We start from the raw sequence: 18821 nt of genomic DNA, 5'->3' as shown, positions 1-18821 counted from the left end.
CCATGGCGTAGAATTCGGACAATATGTTCTGCGTCTCCCGCTAACGAATGCGAAATGGTTCCAAGCTGCGGTGGCCACCATCCGCCGAGTTCGCGCTTCATTCGACGCATGCCGATTCGAAGTCGCGCGACTCCAATTCAAAGCCGCGCGCCGCGCTGCGCACGGTGGCGAGGCGCCCGGCCGCGAGATCCGCCGCGACAATCTCCGAAGGTGGAGGCCACAGGTTCGAATCCTGTCGGGTGCGCCATCTCTTGCGATGGCTTCCCATCTCAAATCAGATTTGAGTTCCTCCTAACCTCCGCACGACGTGGCGGCTCCGCTTGTGGCGGCGGTGCAGCTCTGTGCCCGTTGACCGGACCAGATGCCGCCAGTCACCAGCATCATGCCCAAGATCTGAATGGGCGTGAGGGATTGGTCCAGGAGAAGCCAACCAAGTGCCACGGCAGTCAATGGGCTGAGAAAGAGCAGGAACGAAACGACGGCGGGCTCCAGCCGCGCAATGCCTCGCAGCCACAGGAAATAGGTCGCTGCAGCCCCGACCAAGCCGAGCCAGGCAAAACCGAGTGCGTTGGCTGCAGTCAGGTTTGATGGAAATGGCTCAAGAACAACCGCGGCCGGCAGCAGCAGGAGCCCGCCGGCTGTCAACTGCCAGGCCGCAAATGTGAGCGCGGAAACCGGTGGCTGCCACTTCCTGCTGAGAACCGTCCCGCACGCCATGGACAATGCTCCGCCGAGAGCAGCGGCGACCCCGACTGGATCAAGCCTTGCCGCCGGCGTCAGGACGAGAAGCGCCACGCCTGCAATACCGACAAAAGCCGACGCGATGGCCACTGGCCGCATCGCTCTACCGAGGACAAGCCGCGCGAGACCAATAACGATCAAAGGCTGGATAGCACCGACTGTAGCGGCGACGCCGCCTGGTAGATGGTAAGCCGAGACAAACAACAGCCACCAGAAGACAGAGAAATTGATTCCCCCAAGCAGAAGGCTGCGCCACAACCAAGCTCCACGAGGTAGCGTCCGGACAATCAGGAGCAACAGAACGCCCGCGGGCAAGGCCCTTAGCATGGCGATAGTGAGAGGAATTCCCGCCGGCAGGAGTTGGGTGGCAACGATATACGTGCTGCCCCAGATAGCTGGCGCGACGGCAGTGAGCAGAAGGTCAAACCCGCCCGCCGATCGAGCGTGCGGCACCGGCTTTTTACTAAAATCTACCGAACCGACCGTCATGCGAACACCAGAACTTCTCGCAGCGGTCGTCGCGGTTTCTGCGGCCAGTTGCCGGGCGCAGCTGTACCGACCGTCATGAGCAGCACAGGAACCTCGTTCGGGCCGAGGCCGAATTCCTGGGCGACTTTATCCGGATCGAAACCCACCATCGCTCCCGTCGCGAGGTCATGGGCCGCAGCCGCGAACATGAGTGTCGCGGCCCCGAAGACGGCGGAGCGCACGGCCTCGTCGCGCTGCATTTGAGGGCGCTCTGAGTAGAGCGCGTCCGCGCCTTGCACCCATTGCACCGATATCGCCGCCGGCATGAATCCCGCATCGACCGAAGAGCGAAGCCTCTCCGCAAGAACGGAATGGTCAGGCAGTTGTCCGCAGATGATGAAGGTCGCCGAAGACTCCAGGACCTTTGGCTGGCAGCCCGTTGCCTCCCAAAGCTTCTTCTTGGCTTCCTGCGTCCTGACGGCGATGAAGCGCCAGTTCTGCAAATTGAATGCGGTTGGCGCGCGGGTCGCCAGCCGAACCAGTTCGGTCAGCACGCTGTCTGACAATGCAAACGATGAATCGTAGAAATTGGTCGAAATGCGCTTCTCGATTGCGTCGACAAGCACTCGATGACGGTCGTTCTTGGCATTCATGAGAGTATCCGCTTATGTGCGCTCGATAAGGGCCCTTGCGAGTCACTTTTCTCCGGCTGCCCTGCTACTTCAGCGCCGCAGAGACGGAGCCGACGATTTCCGAGGTGTCCGGAAAATGTCCCTTGATGCGCTTGGCGACGACCTCGCCGTTGACGCGCACTTCGAAGATGCCGCCTTTCCCGGCCACGAGGCGGGCAGTAACTGACAGGTCGCGTTGGAGCGCCTCGGCCGTTTCCGCTGCCCGCTTTTCATAGCAACACGGTTTGCAATAGGTGATCGTGATGTCGCTCATGGGTTCAGTCCTTTCTTCTGGAATCGGAGGTTTGGTCGGTGGGTGTGACTGCATCGTTCCGCAGGCGCGGTTATTCGATGATTCCGTTTTCCCGGTTGCGCTCGGCCGGCACGACGAAGGAGCACAGCATCGCGGTCTTCATCCGGTTGAAACCGCGCTTCAGGTAGAACCTCTCCTTGCCATGCCTGGCATAGAGAATGATCCGCTTGTGGTGCCGCAACTTTTGCTTCAGCGCTTCGAGGATGCGGCTGCCAAGACCGTTTCCCTGGAAATCGGGATGAACCGCCATGTCGCAGATAACGGCACAATCGACTTCATCGCCGAAGGCGCGACCGGCACCGACGAGCCGTTCGCCGTGTAGTACAAAGATCCGGTACGGGCTGTTGCGGAAAGCCTCGACTACTGCGTGGGCTGGCCGATCCCCGAGCTTCGCGGCGTCATAAAGCCCGACGAGCTGAGCCTCGTCGTGGAAGGATGAGACGAGTGTCGTTTCGAGTTCAGCGGAGCTCATGGTCTCGTTTTTTGCGCGTTCGAACGGGTTACGGAGTCCAAAGGGCAAAGCAAGGTTTGGCCGGTGTACACATCCTTGCTGTCGCCATATGCCTTCACGACCGCGGGACGGGCACGGATCGCCTCGAACCAGCGAAGGAGGTCCGGGAATTCCGCCAAGCGCTGACCGTGTGCGGCGTGGGGAACGATCCACGGAAAACAGGCCATATCAGCGATGGAATAGTCCCCGGCAACGAATGTCCGGTCAAGCGTGTCGGCCGAATGAGGCCAGCGGCCTCATAGTGGCGCAGGGTGCGCGTACTGACGCCAAGTTGCTGAGCTACATCACCAATTCGCATCGATCTCATGCCTCTGGGTTGGTTCTACCGGCTTCACGCTAGTGACAAGGTCAAGCGTTTGGTTAGGGAAGCCGGAAGTGTCGATCCCCCTGCCGTCGTCGAGGCGTTCCAGATGAAGCCTTCGGGGCGGCAGGTCACTGCGCTTGCCAGTCACTTGCTTTTCGGTAGTGACTAGGCTAGTCACTAGCGTTATGCAACCTAGGAAATCCGCCTTCAGCGAATGCCCGGCGGCGCGCGCGCTCGAATGCGTCGGCGAGTGGTGGAGCATTCTGATCCTGCGCGATGCGTTTCAGGGCTTCACGCGCTTCGACGAGTTTCGCCAGAGCCTCGGCATTGCTCCGAACATCCTTTCGAGACGGCTCGCGCATCTGACGGAGGCTGGCATGTTCGAGCGGCGGCTCTACAGCGAGAAGCCGCCGCGGCACGAATATGTGCTGACCGCCAAGGGACGCGATTTCTTCCCCGTGGTGGTGGCCCTGTTTGCCTGGGGCAACACGCATCTCGCGCCAAAGGGCGAAGCCCTCTTGCTCGCCGACCGCAAGACGGAACGCCCGGTGGATCCCATCATGGTGGACGCTGGCAGCAAGGCGCGGATCACGTCGACGAACGTCGTTCTCATTCCCGGCCCACGTGCGAGCCGCGGAATGCTCAAGCGCCTCGCGTCAATCAAGGCGCTGCGGCCGACCGCATATTCACTCGAGGAATGAGGCTAGGTGGCCGGCATGCGTCGTGTCGTTGTGACTGGAATGGGAGTGGTTTCGCCACTGGGGTGCGGAGTTGAGGTGGCATGGTCGCGGCTGCTTGCCGCCCGTTCAGGCCTGCGCGCCCTTCCAGAGTGGGCGTCTTCGCTGCCCGCAAGGATCGCTGGGCTTGTGCCCGGTAAGGCAGAGGATCCGCAAGGCGGCTTCGATCCCGACCTCGCCGCGTCCTCGAAGGACCAGCGCAAAATGGACCGCTTCATCCTTTTCGCGCTGGTGGCGGCCACGGAGGCGATTGCACAGGCCGGGTGGACGCCCGCCGATGCGCACGCCGCCCAGCGCACTGCTACGATCATCGCTACCGGCATTGGCGGTTTCCCAGCCATAGTCGAGTCGGTCCACACCACTGATCAGCGCGGTGTCCGCCGCCTGTCGCCCTTCACCGTGCCCTCCTTCCTTCCCAATCTCGCTGCCGGTCACGTCACTATAAGGCACGGCTTCAAGGGACCGATCGGCGCGCCCGTGACGGCCTGCGCCGCGAGCGTGCAGGCCATCGGTGACGCGGCGCGTCTCATTCGCACCGGCGAGGCCGACATCGCGGTGTGCGGCGGCGCGGAGGCCTGCATCGACCTCGTCAGCCTCGGCGGCTTCGCCGCCGCGCGGGCGCTCTCGACCGGCTTCAATGACACTCCCGAGCGCGCATCGCGCCCGTTCGACCGGGACCGCGATGGGTTCGTCATGGGCGAAGGGGCGGGCGTCCTCGTGATCGAGGAGCTCGAGCACGCTCGCGCTCGCGGGGCGACGCCGATCGCGGAAGTCGTCGGCTACGGCACCACGGCGGACGCGTATCACATCACCTCCGGACCGGAGGATGGAGAGGGCGCGGCCCGCGCCATGAAAGCTGCATTACAACAAGCCGGCCTCGCGCCGGGCGACATTCAACACCTCAACGCGCATTCGACCTCGACGCCGGTTGGCGATCTAGGTGAACTCGCCGCCATCAAGGCGGTGTTCGGCGGGGAGGGCAAGATCGCGGTGAGCGCCACGAAGTCGGCGACCGGCCATCTGCTCGGGGCCGCCGGCGGGCTCGAAGCGATCTTCACCATCCTTGCGCTGCGCGATCAGATCACGCCGCCGACCCTCAATCTTGAAAACCCCGATGCGGCGGCGAAGGGTGTCGATCTTGTTTCGGGCGAGGCCAGGCCGATGGCGATAGAACACGCGATTTCGAACGGCTTCGGCTTTGGCGGCGTCAATGCCAGCGTCATCTTGCGGCGATGGTCGTGACGGGCCTGCGGAGCGATCGGGCCCGACTGCGGGTCCGCTGATAGCATGTTCTACGGAGAAGGGAATGACGACTGAGCAGCCTCGATCCACCGCCGTCACGGGTGTCGTGAGTGCCGACGTATTAGCATCCCTGAGCGGACTTGATTTCCTGCAGCGGATCGCCGACGGGCGCTTTCCGGCTCCGCCGATCGCCGAACTGCTCGGCTTCGAGCCGAAGGAGGTCGAGAGGGGGCGGGCTGTGTTCGTGTCGACGCCGGATTCCCGCCTCTACAATCCGATCGGCTCGGTGCATGGCGGATACGCCGCAACGCTGCTCGATTCCTGCATGGCCTGCGCGGTCCACTCGATGCTCAAAGCCGGTCAGGGCTATACGACCGTCGAACTCAAGGTGAACTTCGTGCGTCCGCTCTCCGCTGATATCGGCGAGATCCGCGCCGAGGGCAAAGTCATCCATGTCGGCAGACAGATCGCTTCCGCCGAGGGGCGACTGACCGATGCGCGTGGCAGGCTTCTGGCGCACGCGACGACAACATGCCTGGTGTTCGCCCTTCCTGCTTCACGCGGACTAGGCGAGGCGCCGGATGGCGCCAAACCCAGCATGGCAGCAGACAATCACGAGGATGCATGAGCAAGCACACGATCGAGACCGCCGTAGATATCGACGCGCCGGTCGAGCTGCGTGTGGCGCGGGCTGACGGATTTCGCCAGCTATCCGCGATGGAGCCGTTTCATTCTCTCCATTACGGGGGAAACGCGTGAAGGCGCACGCCGCTCGCCGTCTGAGCCGCCAGTTACTTGACTACGCCGAGTTGTTTGAAGAGGCCGTATGTGTCGAGGACATCCCAATGCTCGGCAAGGCGGCCGTCCGCAACGCGAAAGATATCGACCGCGTCGAATGCATAGCTCTTGCCGGTTGCAGGAATTCCAAGCCAGTCGCCCGTCTGAGTGCCGGAGTATGTGCCGTATGCCCACACGAGATCTCCTTCGGCAACAAGCTTCTTGAGCTCATACTTGAAGTCGGGCACGGCCTTGAACCAGGTCTCGAAGAACTCACGGAATCCCTCGCTGCCTTGAGCGACGAGCGAGTTGTGCTGAATGTAGTCGTCGCGCATAAGCTGGTCGAGCTTGGAAAAATCCTTCCTCGCGAACACGCTCTCTCCTAGCGCTGCAAGTACTGCCCTGGGATCTGTCATTCTCATCTCCTAGGTTGCTGGCTTGCTGACGTGCTTTACTGCTGCGCACCGCTGTGGGACGCCCGAAAGCAGTGCAAGCCCTGAAACGGACGCCGACCGCTGAAGGGAAATGGAACGTTCCCCATCTCCCGATAGGCACCCACGGTGCCCAATGTCCATTTAGGCCGGATAGGAACTTTTGAGAAGAAGGCACCAATTTGTGGTATAGGTACCCAATGGTGACTTAACAAGGATAGAGATATGCGCTGGAACCCCTACGCGGCCCAGTGCCCGACGCGTCAACTCTTGGATCGGATCGCCGACAAATGGGTGGTGCTGGTGCTGGGCCTGCTCGAGCCCGGCCCGCAGCGCTTCAATGCGCTGAGAAGGCAGATCGAGGGCATCTCGCAAAAAATGCTCACCCAAACGCTGCGCAGCCTCGAAGCTGACGGATTCATCACACGACGCGTGTTCCCGACGGTCCCGGTCACGGTGGAGTATGAGCTCACGCCGCTGGGGCGGACCCTCAATGGGGTCTTGAACCCGCTGCGAGAGTGGGCGGAAAAGAACATGTCGCGTGTGCACAAGGCTCGCGAAAATCGGGGTGCTGCCGATGCGAAGTGAGTGCGGGACTTGCGGTGTCGGGCGGCGCGTAAAAGCGCCGAAAGTCAGATTTCATCCAGGGAAGAACGGACTAAAGCAGAGGAGTGATTGCATGCCGAACGATTTCACGCCGTCCAGGCAAGCTGAGGAACTGGCGCGGGCCTTCTTGTCGCGGGTATGGAATGGGACCGCCAACGATCTCGGCGCGATCGACGACCTGATGACGGAAGATTATCAAATTCACTCCGCTATGAAGACGGTCAGCGGACGTGACGCCTTCCGACAGTGGGTAAGCGATTTTCAAAACGTGCTGACGAATGCGCGCAACGACATCCTCGAAGTCTTTGCAAACGCGGCAGGCGACCGCGTCGTTTCGCGATGGATGTGCTCGGGCTTCAACAACGGAGTATTCGGGCTTCCCGCCGATGGACGCTCCGTCAAGTTCTCTGGGATCGCCATCTGGCGTGTCGAGAACGGACGGCTGGCCGAATGCTGGATAGAGCGTGCTGGCCTTGAGGCTTATCGGGATCTGACCAGCGCCTGACGGTTTGTATCGGCCGAGGCGTCCGGCTATCTCGAACTCGTTTTCGGGCGTTCTTGCCTTCGCCGATTTCCAGAGCTTTCCTTGGTTTCCGCGGGGCGTCCTGAACCGCTCCGCGGCAGCTCCTTCACGGTGCACACGACTGCGGCAGCGCCTGTCTTTGAAACCGCGCGCCCGGCGGCCAGGTGAGTGAATGAGGTGTCAGCACCTGCTGCGTCCGACGCCATCGATAAGCACGTCGACGATCGCCGCTGCGCGTGATTTGCCGGAGACCTCGTCGCTTCCGTCAACGAGCGTGCCCTCGAGCCTCAGACTCACATAGCCGTGGATCAGGGACCATGCCGCAATCACCTGCGAATCGATGCTGGTTTCGGTGCCCGCGCCGCCGAGGATCTCCTTGACGGCGTCATACAGGACGGTGCCCGCGATCTCGGCCGATGACTTGTCCGCGGCGAAGTTCTCACCCCGCCACAGTAAGCGGTAGCGATGCGGATGCCGGAGCGCATACTGCACGATCACGTCCGCGATGGCGTGGAGGCGTGCTCTGGGCGAACTTGATGAAATGCCAAGTGCCGTCACGACCTCGGTCGTCAGTTCCTGGAAAATGCGGGTCGCGAGAGCCGCAAGCAGTGCCGCGCGATCCTTGAAGTGATTGGCCGGCGCCGAGTGCGCCACGCCGGCCTCGCGCGCTACCGCCCGCACGGTGACGGCCCCAACGCCTCCCTCGTCGAGCAACCTTTCCGCTGCGTCGAGCAACGCCTGCGCCAAATCGCCGTGGTGGTACGCTTTTCGGGCACCCTTCTTCGGTCGCATATTGACACTGTCCATATCTGGGGCTAGAGAATATGGACACTGTCCATATTGGAGAGCCGCATGTCAACCGACCGAGTCTTGCTATTCAGCCTTATTGTTGCAGCTTCGGCTGTGTTCGCAGAGCCGGCATCGGCTGGGGAGCGGCTGACTGGAACCTGGTTGACCGAAGATGGATCGACACAAGTCGCTTTCACACCCTGTGGGAATCTCGATTGCGGCCAGATCGTCTGGTTACGCGAGCCGATCGACCCAGAGACCGGGAGCGCTTGGCGCGACAAGCACAATCCCGATGAATCGCTGAAGGGCAGGCCGCTCGTCGGCCTCACTATGGTGCTTGATCTACGGGCGACGACTCCCGGTACGTGGGGCGGCACGCTGTACAATCCGCTCGATGGCAACAGCTACTCGGGCCGCTTTCAGATGCTCGATTTCAGCAAGATGCAGCTTAAGGGCTGTGCGCTTGCCGGCCTCCTATGCCAGACCGAAACCTGGGCCCGGGTAAAATAACTCATGAAACCGCTCTTAAAGGCGACATTGTATTTCACGGCGGCCGGTATCGTAGCCTATTGGGCAGCCGTGTTCTCAGGGGCGTTCCCGGTCGACGAACTTGTCCCCGGATATCGAACCTGGTTCCTTTCATTTCCGCTTGCCGACTTCTGGATCGCAGCGACATCAGTGCTTGCGGCCGCTTTGGTGACCGCCAACAGGCCGTTGGGCGCGATCGTCATGGCAGCGGCCGGCTCCGGGCTGATCTTCCTCGGGCTCAACGCCTTTGCCTACGGATTCAACACGGGCCTGATCTACAATCTAACAGTCGATGAGGTGATCGAGATCGCCATCAAGGTCTACTGCCTTGCGGTTGGGGGATGGTTGATCGTGTCCGCCTACCGACAGGTGGCCACGCTCTCGCGCGAACCCATCTCAAGGCTAGGCACGTGATGCACTACGCTCCCATCGCGATCGCGATTTTGGCCGAAGTCGCGGCGACCATGCTTCTACCGTTGACGAATGGCTTCACGAGGCTGTCGCCGAGTCTCGGCGTGCTTGCCGGCTACGGTGCGGCATTCTACTTTCTCTCCCTCGCCTTGCGGGCTATGCCCGTCGCCATCGCCTATGCGCTGTGGTCCGGCCTTGGAACCGTGCTTGTGACGATCCTGTCGTGGCTCACGGCACGTCAAGCGATCGAATTCACACAAGTTATCGGCATTCTGCTGATCGTGATCGGGAGTTCCATCCTGCATCTCGGCGGGCATGGTCTCAATTCGCTGTGAGATTCGCGCCAATCGACCGCAATCGAGGCGCGTTCGCACAATACCACTCGTGCAGTTGACGGCCGCGGCGAATGGTTCTCGCCGGTCAACGCCCGCCGCCTCAACGACCGCTGGCGGCGCCCGGCCAAGCGTTGAGAGCAGTCGCGGCAATGGTTTTCAGCACGTCGCGGTCGACGCCGTCGCGCGCCTGGATCGACAGGCCCTGAACGACCGCCGCGTAGAACGCCGCCAACGCCTCCGTGTCGGTCGAGGGCGCAAGCTCGCCTTCGATCACGGCGCGATCGAGCCGCGCCTTGATCGCGGAGATCGTGGCCAACCTTCGCTTGGACAGATCCGCGACCACCATAGTGTGCTCGGGCGCGCAGGTCACCGCGCCGCTGGCCAGCATGCAGCCCCGCGGTGCCGGCCCTTCGGAATAGACCGCCACCGACTCCTGCAGGATGCGCTCTACCGCCTGCCGCGCCGTCGGCTCTTCAGCTAGCGCCCGGGCGGTGAATGAGCCATAGGAAGCGCCGTAGCGGTCCAAAGCTTCCTGATAGAGCCGCTCCTTGCTGCCGAACGCGGTGTAGAGGCTCGGCGGGGTCACGCCCATGGCCGCGGTCAGGTCGGCGACGGAAGTGCCCTCATAGCCATGCCGCCAGAAGAGTTGTAGCGCTGTCTCCAACGCCTCGTCGCGGTCGAGTGCGCGCGGCCTCCCGCGGGGTCGCTTTCCGATGTTTTTCATAGCGATCAATATAAAAATTATCTTGACCAGTGCGCAATCGCCTAATTAACTAGCGATCACTATTTTAATCCACGCGAGGAGAAGATCGTGACCAAAGCTGCTGTATCGCCATCAGCCACACACCGCGCTTACCGGCTCGTTCCGACCGATAGTGGTAGCCGTCTCAACCAGGTCGAGGATGTGGCGCCGGTGCCTGGGCCGGGCGATGTGCTGGTGAGGGTGGAAGCTGCGAGCCTCAACTACCGCGACCTGCTCGTCCTACGCGGTCAGCTCGGAGCCGTGCGTGAAGGGCTGATTCCGCTATCCGACGGCGCGGGCCGGGTTGTGGCGACGGGCAAGAACGTGACGTGCTGGCGCGAGGGGGATCGAGTGGCGCCGATCTTCTATAGGAACTGGGTCGCCGGTCCCTATCGCGAGGCCTATGGTCCCGCGGCGCTCGGCGGCGGCGAGACCGATGGCGTGCTCGCGGATACCATCGCTGTGCCGGAGGCTTCGCTGGTGCGCATTCCCGACGGGTGGAGCTTCGAGGAGGCGGCGACGCTTCCCTGCGCGGCTCTGACTGCCTGGCACGCGCTCGTCGTGCGCGGCCGCCTCGCGGCCGGCGATACGCTGCTGGTGCAGGGCACCGGCGGCGTCGCGCTGTTCGGCTTACAGATTGCGAGCGCGCTCGGCGCCCGGACCCTCGTGCTGTCGTCCTCGGACGAGAAGCGCGAGCGCGCCACGAAACTCGGCGCCTTCGCGACGGTGAACTACCGCACGACGCCGGACTGGGATGTCGAGGTGCGCAGGCTGACCGGCGGGTTTGGCGTCTCGCATATCCTCGAGCTCGGGGGACCGGACACGTTCGACCGTTCGCTGAGCGCGCTTGCTGCCGGCGGGCACATCGCCCAGATCGGCGTCTTCACCGGGTTCGGTCCGCGCTCCAACCTGATCCGCCTGCAGCAGATCAACGGCACCATCGACGGCATCAATGTCGGCTCCGCCGAGCAGTTCGCTGCGATGAACACCTTTCTCGCGGCCCACCAGATCAAGCCGGTGATCGACAAGAGCTTCGCCTTCGACGAGGCGGAAGCCGCCTACGACGAACTCGCGAGCGGCCGTCACTTCGGCAAGCTCGTCATCCGTCTCTGAAAATTTGGGAGGCCAAATGGCATTCGCTGCGAACAGGAATTTGCAACTCGCCTACGACGTGATCGGCGCCGGTCCCGATCTGTTGCTGATCGCCGGAACATCGGCGGATCGCGCCCTGTGGGCGCAAGTTCGCCCGGCCCTGAGCGAGAGGTTCAGGACAATCGCCTTTGACAATCGCGATTGCGGTGCAAGCGGCGCCTCGCCAGGCGACTATGGCATCGGCGATCTGGTGGACGACACGATCGCAGTGCTCGACGCCGTGGGAAGCGAGCGACCCCATATCCTCGGGCATTCGCTTGGGGGCATGATCGCGCAAGAGTTCGCGCTTGCCCATCCGGAACGAGTCGCCAGCCTGACGCTCGCCAATAGCTGGGCGCGGCGCGACACCTATGTGACGTCCGTCTTCGACTTGGCGAGGGACCTCTCGCAATCGATCGAGGATGACGCGCTACGTTTGCGAGCGATCTATTTCATGGCGCTGGGCGTCCCGATCCTCCGCACCGTTCCGCTTGCCGGCATGGTCGAGCAGGTGCTTGCGGCGGGACCGGCCCAGTCCCGCCAGGCAGTCGTCCGCCAATGGCAGATCGACCTCGACGCCGACACGCTGGACCGGCTCGCGGCGATCACGGCGCCGACCCACGTCATCTGGTCGACGGGCGACAAGCTCCTGCCCGAGCCGCACGGGCGCGACCTCGTCCAGGGCATCCCGAACGCCTTCGAGACGGTGATGGACGGGATCGGCCATGCGCCGATGATCGAAGACCCGGCAGCGTTCGCCGCCGCCGTCCTCGGCTTTCTCGATAGCCGATTTCAGAGGGAAACTCACAGTGATCCAATCAGATGAAACCTTCGGCGGCAGCTTTCCGTTTACGCCGCACTTCACCGACGCCGCAGGCTTCCGCATGCATTATGTCGATGAAGGGCCGCTCGACGGCGAAGTCGTGCTTTGCCTTCACGGCGAACCGACTTGGGGGTACCTCTACCGCCGCCTCGTGCCCGCGGTCGCTGAGACCCGTCGCGTCATCGTTCCCGATCACATGGGATTTGGTAAGAGCGCGACGCCGCCGGAGCGGAGCTACTGGCTGCAGAATCACATCGATAATCTGGAGCGCTTCGTTCTCGCGCTCGATCTCAGCGCCATCACGCTGGTCATGCATGACTTCGGCGGGCCGGTCGGCATGGGATTCGCGGCGCGGCATCCGGACCGTATCCGCCGGGTGATCTCGGCCAACGGCCCCACGCCGTTCGGGCAAGCGGACCTTCTCGACCGGTTGACGGCGAATATCGCCGTCTCGCCCTGGTTCCAGTGGGTGCTGAAGGCCGAGAGGGAGGGCAGCCTCGAGGTCGTGCTGGGTCATCTCGGCTTCAACATCCTCAGCACGCTGAAGCTGAACGGGTTCGAGAACAACAACGTCATCAGCGACACATGGCTTTCCGCATACGGAGCGCATTTCGCGAGCCCGGCGGACTGCCTCGGCGCCATCGGGTGGGCGAAGGGCCTCGCTATCGGCGCGCATCGCTTCGAGGCGCCCGACGCGCCGGCCCTGCGTGCGATCCGCGCCAAGCCAGCGCTCGCCATCTGGGGCGAGGCGGACCGCACGCTCCGGGCCGAACATTTCCTGCCGCTCTTCGCCGAACTCTTCCCGTCGGCGCCGATCCATCGGTTGGCGGAGGCCGGTCACTATTGTCTCGAGGATGCGCCCGACGCCGTCATTTCCCACATCACCCGCTTCATCGGGCAAGCATAGAAGCTGGGATCTGCGCCGAGCCGCCGGAGTGAGCCGGATTGCCCTTCGAGCTTCGCCATCTTCGCTATGTGGTCGCGGCTGCCGATTACGGCAGTTTTCGTAAGGCGGCGATGGCTCTTGGCGTCCAGGAATCAGCGGTGAGCCGCCGTATCCGCGACCTGGAAGATCGGATGGGCGCAACGCTATTTGTTCGCCATCACAGCGGCGCCTGCCTGACCTACGCCGGTCACCAGTTCGTCGTTCGCGCTCGCAAAGCGATTGATCAGCTCTCTTGTGCCACGAGGGACGTCGCCCTTATTGGCCGTGGCGAGGAAGGTCTGGTGCGCATCGGCATCATCTCGTCGCTCGCGTCCGGTTTCCTGGCGCAACTCGTCCAAACCTATGAGACCAAACATGGCAGTGTCAGGCTGGAGTTCGTCGAGGGCGGCCACGACGATCACGTGCCGGCAATCCGGCAGCACCGCCTCGACGTTGCTTTCCTTACCAGACCGTCAAAGGCGGACGATTGCGATGTGGCCCACCTGTGGAATGAACGGGTGTTTGTCGCGATGTCGGAAGGCGACGAACTCGCCGCCAAGGAAGAAGTGGCGTGGGATGATTTGCATGGGCGCGGGTTCGTGGTCAGCGAGGCGCAGCCTGGGCCGGAAATCCACGACTATCTGGTCAAGCACCTTGCCGATCTCGGCGTCTCGCCGGAGATCGAGCGCCAAGCCGTCTACCGTGACACGCTCATGCACATCGTCGCCGGCGGGCGCAAGCTGACGCTGACCAGCGAGGCGACAACGGCCGCGCAATTCCCAGGCGTCACATACCGGCCGCTGAGCGACGAAACTCTTCCGTTCTGCGCGATCTGGTCTCCGATGAACGACAATCCCGCTTTTCGAAGGCTGCTCAGCCTCGCCAAGGTCATGTCCAAGCGCAGCACCGCGTGCATGGTCAAGACGGGGGCGCCGGATCCTTCGTAGCGGACCAATCGTCGCGATCGCGCAATCGACGGGCCTTCGCGAATCCACGGTCCGTCGCGATGAAACGCTCCAGCATCGGCACAATGAGTTTCATTGGATCACTGATCGTCTGGCCTTGCTCGCGGCCGAGCGCCTCGGCATAGGCCTTCAGATCGCGATGGAGCGCCGCCGGGAGTTCGACCGTCACCTTCAAGGGCTTGTCGTCGGCGATGGCGCCGAGTTTCAGCTTCGCCATTCTCAGCCTCCGTAAGGTTCGAGAACCAGGTCGCGGGTGACGATAACGCGGACCGGAAAGCCCGGCCGGATGGTCAGCGTCGGTGCGACGTTGAGCTGGCGGCGGACGATTTGCTGACCCGCGTCATTGATGGTGTCTTGCCCGCCGCTGCGGATCGCCCGGATCAGGCGGTCGTCGTCATTGGTGGCGAGCTCGGCGCCGATGCTGAGCAGCGTCGACAAGCCGGCCGCCTTGGCCAGATCCCACCAATGATAATCGACGCCATCCTGCAGACCAGCAGAGCCTTCCGCATCCGCACCAGGTTGGCGCTCGAGAACGATCGAGCGCCCGTTGGGGAAGATCAGGCGGTTCCAGACGAGCAGCACGCGGCTCTGGCCGAACTGAACATTGTTGTCGTACTGGCCGATGATCCGCGTGCCCTGTGGCACCAGAAGGATGCGGCCAGTCGGGCTGTCATAGATGTTCTCCGTCACCTGCGCCGTGATCTGGCCGGGCAAATCCGACCGGATGCCGGTGATGAGCGCAGCGGAGATGACGGCGCCCGCCTGCAGGGTGTTTGGCGAAGCCGGGAGCGTGACACGATCGGGAGCGACCGTGCGCCGATCAGCGGCGGCGTTGAGGAAGGCGAGCTGTCTGTCCTGGGCAGTCGGCGTGGACGGCTGCGGAGCAAGGCCGAGGCTTGCTAGATCGGGCATAGCCGGCGCTGATGCCGCCGGAGCTGGCGAAGTCGCGGACGCGGGTCGTATATCTGTGCTGGCGAAGAGACGCGCGGTCCGGGCCGCCTCAATCTCCTGGAGGCGGCGCTGCTCCTCGGCGCTGAGGCCGGGTTGCGGCGTGGCGACGCCGGGTGGCGGAACAGGCTGGCCGCGATTCTGCGCATTGAGGATCGGCCGACCGAGATCGCCGGGCAGCGGCGGGCCGAGCTGGGGCACGCTGGTATAGTCGCGCGGCAGGCCGGCCAGGCCGTCCGCCGTGGAGCGATTGTCGGTCGAGTAAAGTTCTTCGGGCGGCTTCCCCCCGTTCCGGGTCTGGAGCGCATAGACGAGCGCGCCGCCAAGCCCGAGGCTCGCGACGAGCCCGAGCCCCGCCAGTGCCTTTCGGGACAGGCGCGTAACGCGCGGAGCGTCGGCGCGCAGCCGCATCGGTGCGGCTGCCTCCGAGGCCGACCCGGTGAGCGGTGCGCCGGATTCCTCTTTCTCGTTCCGGGTTTCCGCGTCGCTCACGACGCCGGCCTCCCGTCGGTGCGGGTGATACGAACGCGCTTTTGACGGTCGCCGGAGCCGTAGCGCAATTCGGCGGCGGCGAAGAGCCGGTCGACAATCATGTAGTTGCTGCGAACCCGGTAGTTGACGAGTTCGGAGGTGTCGCCCTCTGACCCGACGACGAAGAGCGGCGGCATCTCGCCCTGGGCAATGCCGCGCGGAAACTCGATGAACACCTGGCGGCCGTCGTCGTAGGCGCGCAGCGGCCGCCACGGGGCGCGATCGCCGTCGATCGCATAGCGGAAATTGATATTAGCGAGATCGACGCCGGTTGCGACGGGCTGCGCCGCCTGCGCGTCGGCATTCTGCCGGCGCAGAGCGATAAGCTGGTCCTGTGGGTATTGCCAGCTCACGGACGCCATATAGGTGCGCTCAGTCGAGCGCAGCTCCATGTGATAGGTGCGCAGGTTGGTATTGATGACGAGATTGGTCATCAGGTCGGGGCGTGTCGGCTTCACCAGGATGTGGACCTGCAGCGTCGCGCCAGCCCCGCTTTGCGTGTCGCCGATGATCCAGCGGACTGTGTCGCCGGCCGCGACCGGGCCCGAGCCGACGAGCTGCTCGCCCGGCTGGAGCGCGATGTCGGTGATCTGCCCGACTGCCGTGTAGACCTGATAGAGCGCCCCTTGCGTGAACGGATAGACCTGCATCGAGTTGATGAAACCGTCGCGCGCCGGTTGCACGCGCGCGGCGGCGTTCGCCTGATTGACGCGCGCCGTCGGGTCAGCCGGCTCGGGCGTCGAGCGCGAAGGCTCGACGCGCTGCAACTGGCCGGGCAGCGGCAGCGGGCGCGGCAGCTCGACTACCCGCACCGGCGCTGGCGGATCGACCGTCCGCACGGCGGGCGCCGCATTGTCGTAGCTGATGTCCGGCGGCCTCTGCGTCGTGGCGCAGCCAGCGAGGGCGGTTGCGGAAAGCAGGAAAGCCGCGATTGCGTGAATGCGGAAAGCCGGTTCTCCGGCTTTGCGGAAAATCGGCAGAGTCATTGCCCCAGCTCCCGTGACCAAGAAATTGCGTTGACGTAGATCCCCAGCGGATTGGCGCGCAGCCGGTCGGCGTTCCGCGGAATCTGGACGACGATCGTGAGGATCGCCGTCCACCGGCTCGTATCGGCGAGCTGCCCGTTCTCGTAACGGCGCTCTGTCCATGCGATGCGGAAGCTGTCGGGCGACGCGCGGATCACGCTCGACACGTCGACGGCGATCTGCTGGCGGCCGACCTTCGTGAAGGGATCGTTGGCGCGCGCGTAGTCGTTGAGCGCGGCCGCGCCGCGATCGGTCGTAAAGTCGTAGGCGCGCAGCCAATTCTGGCGGACGATGATTGCGTCGGCCGGAATAGAGCGGACCTCCTCGATAAAGCGCGCGAGATGGAAGGCGATTTGCGGATCGGTCGGCTGATAGTCGGCGACGGCGGGTGCAATCGCCTGCGCCTGGCCGAGGCGGTCGGTCTGCACCACCCACGGCACGACGGTCCCGCGCGCCGACTGCCAGACCAGCGCTGCGGCGAATCCCGCAGAGAGGAAAAGCGAGCCGAACGCCATGTAGCGCCAATTGCGCGCCTGGAGGCGAGCCGAGCCGATGCGGTCATCCCAGACCTGGGCGGCGCGCTGATACGGGGTTTCTGGCTCGGGCGCCTTGCCATAGTGCGTAGTGGGTCGTCGAAACATCAGCGATCACCTTCAGAAAGGTTGATGGAGGAGCCGCCGCCGTGGCTGTCACCGCTGCGCACGGCATGGACAGTCGTCGAGACGGCGTGGCTCACTTGTTGGGAGCGCTTCATGCGGCGAGCCCAGGCCGGAGGCTGGTCGCCGCCGCGGGCGGGGCTCGAGGCTGCATCATCGCCCGCGTCGCCGACCGTGCCCATGGTGGAGGAGCCCCCGGTCGCCTCAAAGGCGGCGCGTGCGCCGCCCGCAAAACTGGAGCGCATGCTCTCGGCCGAGCGTTCGGCGGCGCGGCGTAGCGGCGATGTGGCGGCCGAGCCGGCCGCCCGGGCGACGCCGCCGAGTCCGCTCGCGACGCCGGAGACGCCGGACTGACCGGCTGCGCCGAGGCTGTAGGCAGTCGATGCGCCACCCGCGAGGGCCGCGCCGCCACGAGCGGCGGCGGCCGCACCTCCCGCCAGTGCCATGCCGCCGGAGGCGACCGCGCCGACGGTGGCCGCGCCTGCCGCGAGCATGCCGCCAGCGGCAAGGCCCGTGCCGACCGCTGCGCCAGCGCCGAGCTGCGGTCCGCCGGAGACCAGGCCGTTCGCGATCCCCGGTCCGAAGATGCCGAGGCCGAGGAGCGAGAGCGCCGCGAGCACGATCGCCATGGCGTCGTCGATCGTCGGCGTCGCGCCGCCGAAGCCTGCGGTGAACTCGGAAAAGAGCGTCGAGCCGATACCGATGATGACCGCGAGCACCAGGACCTTGATGCCCGACGAGATGACATTGCCGAGCACCCGTTCAGCCATGAAGGCCGACTTGCCGAACAGACCGAAAGGGATCAGCACGAAGCCGGCCAGAGTCGTCAGCTTGAACTCGATCAGCGTGACGAAGAGCTGGACCGCGAGAATGAAAAAGGCGAGCAGCACCAGCGCCCAGGCGAGCAGCATCACCGCGATCTGGATGAAATTCTCGAAGAAGGACCAGTAGCCCATCAGGTTCGAGATCGAATCCAGCAGCGGCCGACCAGCATCCAGCCCGGTTTGGGCAACCTTTCCGGGGCGCAAGAGATCGGCTGTCGTAAAGCCGGCGCCGCTCGCTTTCAGGCCAAGACCGGCGAAGCTCTCGAAGACGATACGGGCCAGATTGTTCCAGTTGCCGATGATGTAGGCAAAGACGCCGACGAACAGCGTCTTCTTCACCAGCCGCGCGATGATGTCGTCGTCGGCGCCCCACGACCAGAAGAGCGCGGCCAGCGTGACGTCGATGACGATCAGCGTGGTCGCGATGAAGGCCACTTCGCCCCCGAGGAGGCCGAAGCCGCCGTCGATGTAGCGCGTGAAGACTTCCAGGAAATGGTCGATGACGCCGGTGTTGCCCATGGTCTATTGCGCCTCTGAGCGTCGCGCCGGTGTCGGCGTCGGGAGCGGCGCGGGCTGCGCCTCCGGAAGGCGCTCGGCTGGACGGGCTCCGGGGGCGAGGAAGCGATTGCGGTTCTCCGCCCAGGCGCGCTGGCACGCGGGGTCGCGCGGGCCGGCTTCGCCGAGGGCCTGGCAGCGCAGCAGCTCGCCGCGCAGCGGATCTTCTGGGACGGTGACTTGCCGGCTGGAGGCCCAGCTCTCCGCCGGCTCGTCCTTGCGGCTGACTTCGATTGCGGTCGCGGTGATCGCGACCGCAACGAAGATGACGGCGCCGATACGCGCGAGCGATTTTCCGTCCATCGCCGC

27 protein-coding genes are annotated in these 18821 nt (G+C 64.1%); 13 read left to right on the top strand and 14 right to left on the bottom strand.

Annotated elements, in window-relative coordinates; genetic code table 11:
- Positions 1 to 291 precede the first annotated feature (291 nt).
- The 5 genes from K3F48_RS17350 to K3F48_RS24990 all read right to left on the bottom strand — a co-directional run bounded on the left by K3F48_RS17350 (position 292) and on the right by K3F48_RS24990 (position 3002).
- Complete coding sequence (locus K3F48_RS17350) at positions 292 to 1230, bottom strand: EamA family transporter (RefSeq protein ID WP_222576687.1); 939 nt, start codon at positions 1228 to 1230, stop codon at positions 292 to 294.
- Positions 1227 to 1862, bottom strand: a complete 636-nt coding sequence (locus K3F48_RS17345; RefSeq protein ID WP_222576686.1) for a nitroreductase family protein — start codon at positions 1860 to 1862, stop codon at positions 1227 to 1229. The genes K3F48_RS17350 and K3F48_RS17345 overlap by 4 nt, the downstream gene beginning before the upstream one ends.
- Before the next feature lie 64 nt (positions 1863 to 1926).
- Complete coding sequence (locus tag K3F48_RS17340) at positions 1927 to 2154, bottom strand: SelT/SelW/SelH family protein (RefSeq protein WP_222576685.1); 228 nt, start codon at positions 2152 to 2154, stop codon at positions 1927 to 1929.
- Positions 2155 to 2224: 70 nt separating this feature from the next.
- Positions 2225 to 2665, bottom strand: a complete 441-nt coding sequence (locus tag K3F48_RS17335) for a GNAT family N-acetyltransferase (RefSeq protein ID WP_222576684.1) — start codon at positions 2663 to 2665, stop codon at positions 2225 to 2227.
- A gap of 94 nt (positions 2666 to 2759) precedes the next feature.
- Positions 2760 to 3002 (bottom strand): MerR family transcriptional regulator, encoded by a 243-nt coding sequence (locus tag K3F48_RS24990; RefSeq protein WP_222576683.1) that lies wholly within the window; start codon positions 3000 to 3002, stop codon positions 2760 to 2762.
- A gap of 191 nt (positions 3003 to 3193) precedes the next feature.
- On the opposite strand from K3F48_RS24990, the gene K3F48_RS17325 reads away from it, so the two are divergent.
- The 4 genes from K3F48_RS17325 to K3F48_RS24480 all read left to right on the top strand — a co-directional run bounded on the left by K3F48_RS17325 (position 3194) and on the right by K3F48_RS24480 (position 5746).
- A complete protein-coding gene (locus K3F48_RS17325) occupies positions 3194 to 3709 on the top strand; it encodes a helix-turn-helix domain-containing protein (RefSeq protein ID WP_222576719.1) in 516 nt (171 codons plus the stop codon).
- Between the two features lie 15 nt (positions 3710 to 3724).
- Positions 3725 to 4987 carry a beta-ketoacyl-ACP synthase II gene (gene fabF, locus K3F48_RS17320; protein ID WP_222576718.1) on the top strand — a complete coding sequence of 421 codons (1263 nt, stop codon included), beginning with the start codon at positions 3725 to 3727 and terminating at the stop codon, positions 4985 to 4987.
- Positions 4988 to 5051: 64 nt separating this feature from the next.
- Positions 5052 to 5615, top strand: a complete 564-nt coding sequence (locus K3F48_RS17315) for a PaaI family thioesterase (RefSeq protein ID WP_222576682.1) — start codon at positions 5052 to 5054, stop codon at positions 5613 to 5615.
- Positions 5612 to 5746, top strand: a complete 135-nt coding sequence (locus tag K3F48_RS24480) for a hypothetical protein (RefSeq protein ID WP_255609277.1) — start codon at positions 5612 to 5614, stop codon at positions 5744 to 5746. The genes K3F48_RS17315 and K3F48_RS24480 overlap by 4 nt, the downstream gene beginning before the upstream one ends.
- A gap of 32 nt (positions 5747 to 5778) precedes the next feature.
- On the opposite strand, the gene K3F48_RS17310 is transcribed toward K3F48_RS24480, so the two are convergent.
- On the bottom strand, positions 5779 to 6180 hold the full coding sequence (locus tag K3F48_RS17310; RefSeq protein ID WP_222576681.1) for an ester cyclase: 402 nt from the start codon (positions 6178 to 6180) through the stop codon (positions 5779 to 5781).
- A gap of 240 nt (positions 6181 to 6420) precedes the next feature.
- Between K3F48_RS17310 and K3F48_RS17305 the strand changes: the two genes are divergently transcribed.
- Positions 6421 to 6783, top strand: coding sequence for a helix-turn-helix domain-containing protein (locus K3F48_RS17305; protein WP_222576680.1), 363 nt, complete (start codon positions 6421 to 6423; stop codon positions 6781 to 6783).
- A gap of 91 nt (positions 6784 to 6874) precedes the next feature.
- Entirely contained in the window at positions 6875 to 7306 is a 432-nt protein-coding gene (locus K3F48_RS17300; RefSeq protein WP_222576679.1) for an ester cyclase, read from the top strand.
- A gap of 198 nt (positions 7307 to 7504) precedes the next feature.
- Here the strand turns inward: K3F48_RS17300 and K3F48_RS17295 are convergent, their stop codons facing one another.
- Positions 7505 to 8116: a TetR/AcrR family transcriptional regulator gene (locus K3F48_RS17295; protein WP_222576678.1), complete on the bottom strand. Its 612-nt coding sequence runs from the start codon at positions 8114 to 8116 to the stop codon at positions 7505 to 7507.
- 60 nt (positions 8117 to 8176) lie between these two features.
- Here K3F48_RS17295 and K3F48_RS17290 point away from each other — a divergent pair, with 60 nt between their 5' ends.
- Genes K3F48_RS17290 through K3F48_RS17280 form a run of 3 tightly spaced genes read left to right on the top strand, consistent with a single transcriptional unit; the run spans position 8177 to position 9387 of the window.
- A complete protein-coding gene (locus tag K3F48_RS17290; RefSeq protein ID WP_222576677.1) occupies positions 8177 to 8623 on the top strand; it encodes a DUF2147 domain-containing protein in 447 nt (148 codons plus the stop codon).
- A 3-nt stretch (positions 8624 to 8626) separates the two neighbouring features.
- Positions 8627 to 9055: a hypothetical protein gene (locus K3F48_RS17285; RefSeq protein ID WP_222576676.1), complete on the top strand. Its 429-nt coding sequence runs from the start codon at positions 8627 to 8629 to the stop codon at positions 9053 to 9055.
- Positions 9055 to 9387, top strand: coding sequence for a multidrug efflux SMR transporter (locus K3F48_RS17280; protein WP_222576717.1), 333 nt, complete (start codon positions 9055 to 9057; stop codon positions 9385 to 9387). The genes K3F48_RS17285 and K3F48_RS17280 overlap by 1 nt, the downstream gene beginning before the upstream one ends.
- Positions 9388 to 9487: 100 nt before the next feature.
- On the opposite strand, the gene K3F48_RS17275 is transcribed toward K3F48_RS17280, so the two are convergent.
- Positions 9488 to 10111, bottom strand: coding sequence for a TetR/AcrR family transcriptional regulator (locus K3F48_RS17275; RefSeq protein WP_222576675.1), 624 nt, complete (start codon positions 10109 to 10111; stop codon positions 9488 to 9490).
- An 87-nt stretch (positions 10112 to 10198) separates the two neighbouring features.
- Here K3F48_RS17275 and K3F48_RS17270 point away from each other — a divergent pair, with 87 nt between their 5' ends.
- Genes K3F48_RS17270 through K3F48_RS17255 form a run of 4 tightly spaced genes read left to right on the top strand, consistent with a single transcriptional unit; the run spans position 10199 to position 13955 of the window.
- Positions 10199 to 11242 (top strand): NAD(P)-dependent alcohol dehydrogenase, encoded by a 1044-nt coding sequence (locus tag K3F48_RS17270; protein ID WP_222576674.1) that lies wholly within the window; start codon positions 10199 to 10201, stop codon positions 11240 to 11242.
- Positions 11243 to 11258: 16 nt separating this feature from the next.
- Positions 11259 to 12086 (top strand): alpha/beta fold hydrolase, encoded by an 828-nt coding sequence (locus tag K3F48_RS17265; RefSeq protein ID WP_222576673.1) that lies wholly within the window; start codon positions 11259 to 11261, stop codon positions 12084 to 12086.
- Positions 12070 to 12990 (top strand): alpha/beta fold hydrolase, encoded by a 921-nt coding sequence (locus K3F48_RS17260; protein ID WP_222576672.1) that lies wholly within the window; start codon positions 12070 to 12072, stop codon positions 12988 to 12990. The genes K3F48_RS17265 and K3F48_RS17260 overlap by 17 nt, the downstream gene beginning before the upstream one ends.
- Positions 12991 to 13028: 38 nt before the next feature.
- The gene (locus K3F48_RS17255) at positions 13029 to 13955 is read left to right on the top strand and encodes a LysR family transcriptional regulator (protein ID WP_255609271.1); all 927 of its coding nucleotides are present in this window, start codon (positions 13029 to 13031) and stop codon (positions 13953 to 13955) included.
- Here the strand turns inward: K3F48_RS17255 and K3F48_RS17250 are convergent.
- From K3F48_RS17250 to trbK-alt, 6 genes are read right to left on the bottom strand one after another with little or no spacing between them, the layout of a single operon-like run.
- On the bottom strand, positions 13927 to 14190 hold the full coding sequence (locus tag K3F48_RS17250) for a DUF2274 domain-containing protein (RefSeq protein WP_222576671.1): 264 nt from the start codon (positions 14188 to 14190) through the stop codon (positions 13927 to 13929). The genes K3F48_RS17255 and K3F48_RS17250 overlap by 29 nt on opposite strands.
- Positions 14191 to 14192: 2 nt before the next feature.
- Positions 14193 to 15413, bottom strand: coding sequence for a TrbI/VirB10 family protein (locus tag K3F48_RS17245; RefSeq protein ID WP_222576670.1), 1221 nt, complete (start codon positions 15411 to 15413; stop codon positions 14193 to 14195).
- Complete coding sequence (gene trbG / locus K3F48_RS17240) at positions 15410 to 16438, bottom strand: P-type conjugative transfer protein TrbG (protein WP_222576716.1); 1029 nt, start codon at positions 16436 to 16438, stop codon at positions 15410 to 15412. The genes K3F48_RS17245 and trbG overlap by 4 nt, the downstream gene beginning before the upstream one ends.
- A complete protein-coding gene (trbF, locus tag K3F48_RS17235) occupies positions 16435 to 17118 on the bottom strand; it encodes a conjugal transfer protein TrbF (protein WP_222576669.1) in 684 nt (227 codons plus the stop codon). Before trbF ends, trbG begins: the two co-directional genes overlap by 4 nt.
- On the bottom strand, positions 17118 to 18476 hold the full coding sequence (trbL, locus tag K3F48_RS17230) for a P-type conjugative transfer protein TrbL (protein WP_222576668.1): 1359 nt from the start codon (positions 18474 to 18476) through the stop codon (positions 17118 to 17120). Before trbL ends, trbF begins: the two co-directional genes overlap by 1 nt.
- 3 nt (positions 18477 to 18479) lie before the next feature.
- Positions 18480 to 18815 carry a putative entry exclusion protein TrbK-alt gene (trbK-alt, locus tag K3F48_RS17225; protein WP_222576667.1) on the bottom strand — a complete coding sequence of 112 codons (336 nt, stop codon included), beginning with the start codon at positions 18813 to 18815 and terminating at the stop codon, positions 18480 to 18482.
- Between the last annotated feature and the right edge of the window lie 6 nt (positions 18816 to 18821).

It is taken from the genome of Methylosinus sp. Sm6 (assembly GCF_019802345.1).
Taxonomy (GTDB): domain Bacteria; phylum Pseudomonadota; class Alphaproteobacteria; order Rhizobiales; family Beijerinckiaceae; genus Methylosinus.
The sequence above is the reverse complement of the archived record's forward strand: the minus strand, read 5'-3'. Positions and strand labels throughout refer to the sequence as shown.

Excerpts from the sequence above, each read along its gene's own strand:
- K3F48_RS17285 (WP_222576676.1), top strand. The coding sequence starts at position 8,627 with ATGAAACCGCTCTTAAAGGCGACATTGTATTTCACGGCGGCCGGTATC.
- K3F48_RS24480 (WP_255609277.1), top strand. The coding sequence starts at position 5,612 with ATGAGCAAGCACACGATCGAGACCGCCGTAGATATCGACGCGCCGGTC.
- K3F48_RS17290 (WP_222576677.1), top strand. The coding sequence starts at position 8,177 with ATGTCAACCGACCGAGTCTTGCTATTCAGCCTTATTGTTGCAGCTTCG.
- K3F48_RS17345 (WP_222576686.1), bottom strand. The coding sequence starts at position 1,862 with ATGAATGCCAAGAACGACCGTCATCGAGTGCTTGTCGACGCAATCGAG.
- K3F48_RS17305 (WP_222576680.1), top strand. The coding sequence starts at position 6,421 with ATGCGCTGGAACCCCTACGCGGCCCAGTGCCCGACGCGTCAACTCTTG.
- K3F48_RS17340 (WP_222576685.1), bottom strand. The coding sequence starts at position 2,154 with ATGAGCGACATCACGATCACCTATTGCAAACCGTGTTGCTATGAAAAG.
- trbL (WP_222576668.1), bottom strand. The coding sequence starts at position 18,476 with ATGGGCAACACCGGCGTCATCGACCATTTCCTGGAAGTCTTCACGCGC.
- K3F48_RS17295 (WP_222576678.1), bottom strand. The coding sequence starts at position 8,116 with ATGCGACCGAAGAAGGGTGCCCGAAAAGCGTACCACCACGGCGATTTG.
- K3F48_RS17315 (WP_222576682.1), top strand. The coding sequence starts at position 5,052 with ATGACGACTGAGCAGCCTCGATCCACCGCCGTCACGGGTGTCGTGAGT.
- K3F48_RS17325 (WP_222576719.1), top strand. The coding sequence starts at position 3,194 with ATGCAACCTAGGAAATCCGCCTTCAGCGAATGCCCGGCGGCGCGCGCG.
- K3F48_RS17350 (WP_222576687.1), bottom strand. The coding sequence starts at position 1,230 with ATGACGGTCGGTTCGGTAGATTTTAGTAAAAAGCCGGTGCCGCACGCT.
- K3F48_RS17250 (WP_222576671.1), bottom strand. The coding sequence starts at position 14,190 with ATGGCGAAGCTGAAACTCGGCGCCATCGCCGACGACAAGCCCTTGAAG.
- K3F48_RS17275 (WP_222576675.1), bottom strand. The coding sequence starts at position 10,111 with ATGAAAAACATCGGAAAGCGACCCCGCGGGAGGCCGCGCGCACTCGAC.
- K3F48_RS17335 (WP_222576684.1), bottom strand. The coding sequence starts at position 2,665 with ATGAGCTCCGCTGAACTCGAAACGACACTCGTCTCATCCTTCCACGAC.
- trbK-alt (WP_222576667.1), bottom strand. The coding sequence starts at position 18,815 with ATGGACGGAAAATCGCTCGCGCGTATCGGCGCCGTCATCTTCGTTGCG.
- K3F48_RS17280 (WP_222576717.1), top strand. The coding sequence starts at position 9,055 with ATGCACTACGCTCCCATCGCGATCGCGATTTTGGCCGAAGTCGCGGCG.
- K3F48_RS17300 (WP_222576679.1), top strand. The coding sequence starts at position 6,875 with ATGCCGAACGATTTCACGCCGTCCAGGCAAGCTGAGGAACTGGCGCGG.
- trbF (WP_222576669.1), bottom strand. The coding sequence starts at position 17,118 with ATGTTTCGACGACCCACTACGCACTATGGCAAGGCGCCCGAGCCAGAA.
- K3F48_RS17265 (WP_222576673.1), top strand. The coding sequence starts at position 11,259 with ATGGCATTCGCTGCGAACAGGAATTTGCAACTCGCCTACGACGTGATC.
- K3F48_RS17310 (WP_222576681.1), bottom strand. The coding sequence starts at position 6,180 with ATGACAGATCCCAGGGCAGTACTTGCAGCGCTAGGAGAGAGCGTGTTC.
- fabF (WP_222576718.1), top strand. The coding sequence starts at position 3,725 with ATGCGTCGTGTCGTTGTGACTGGAATGGGAGTGGTTTCGCCACTGGGG.
- trbG (WP_222576716.1), bottom strand. The coding sequence starts at position 16,438 with ATGACTCTGCCGATTTTCCGCAAAGCCGGAGAACCGGCTTTCCGCATT.
- K3F48_RS24990 (WP_222576683.1), bottom strand. The coding sequence starts at position 3,002 with ATGCGAATTGGTGATGTAGCTCAGCAACTTGGCGTCAGTACGCGCACC.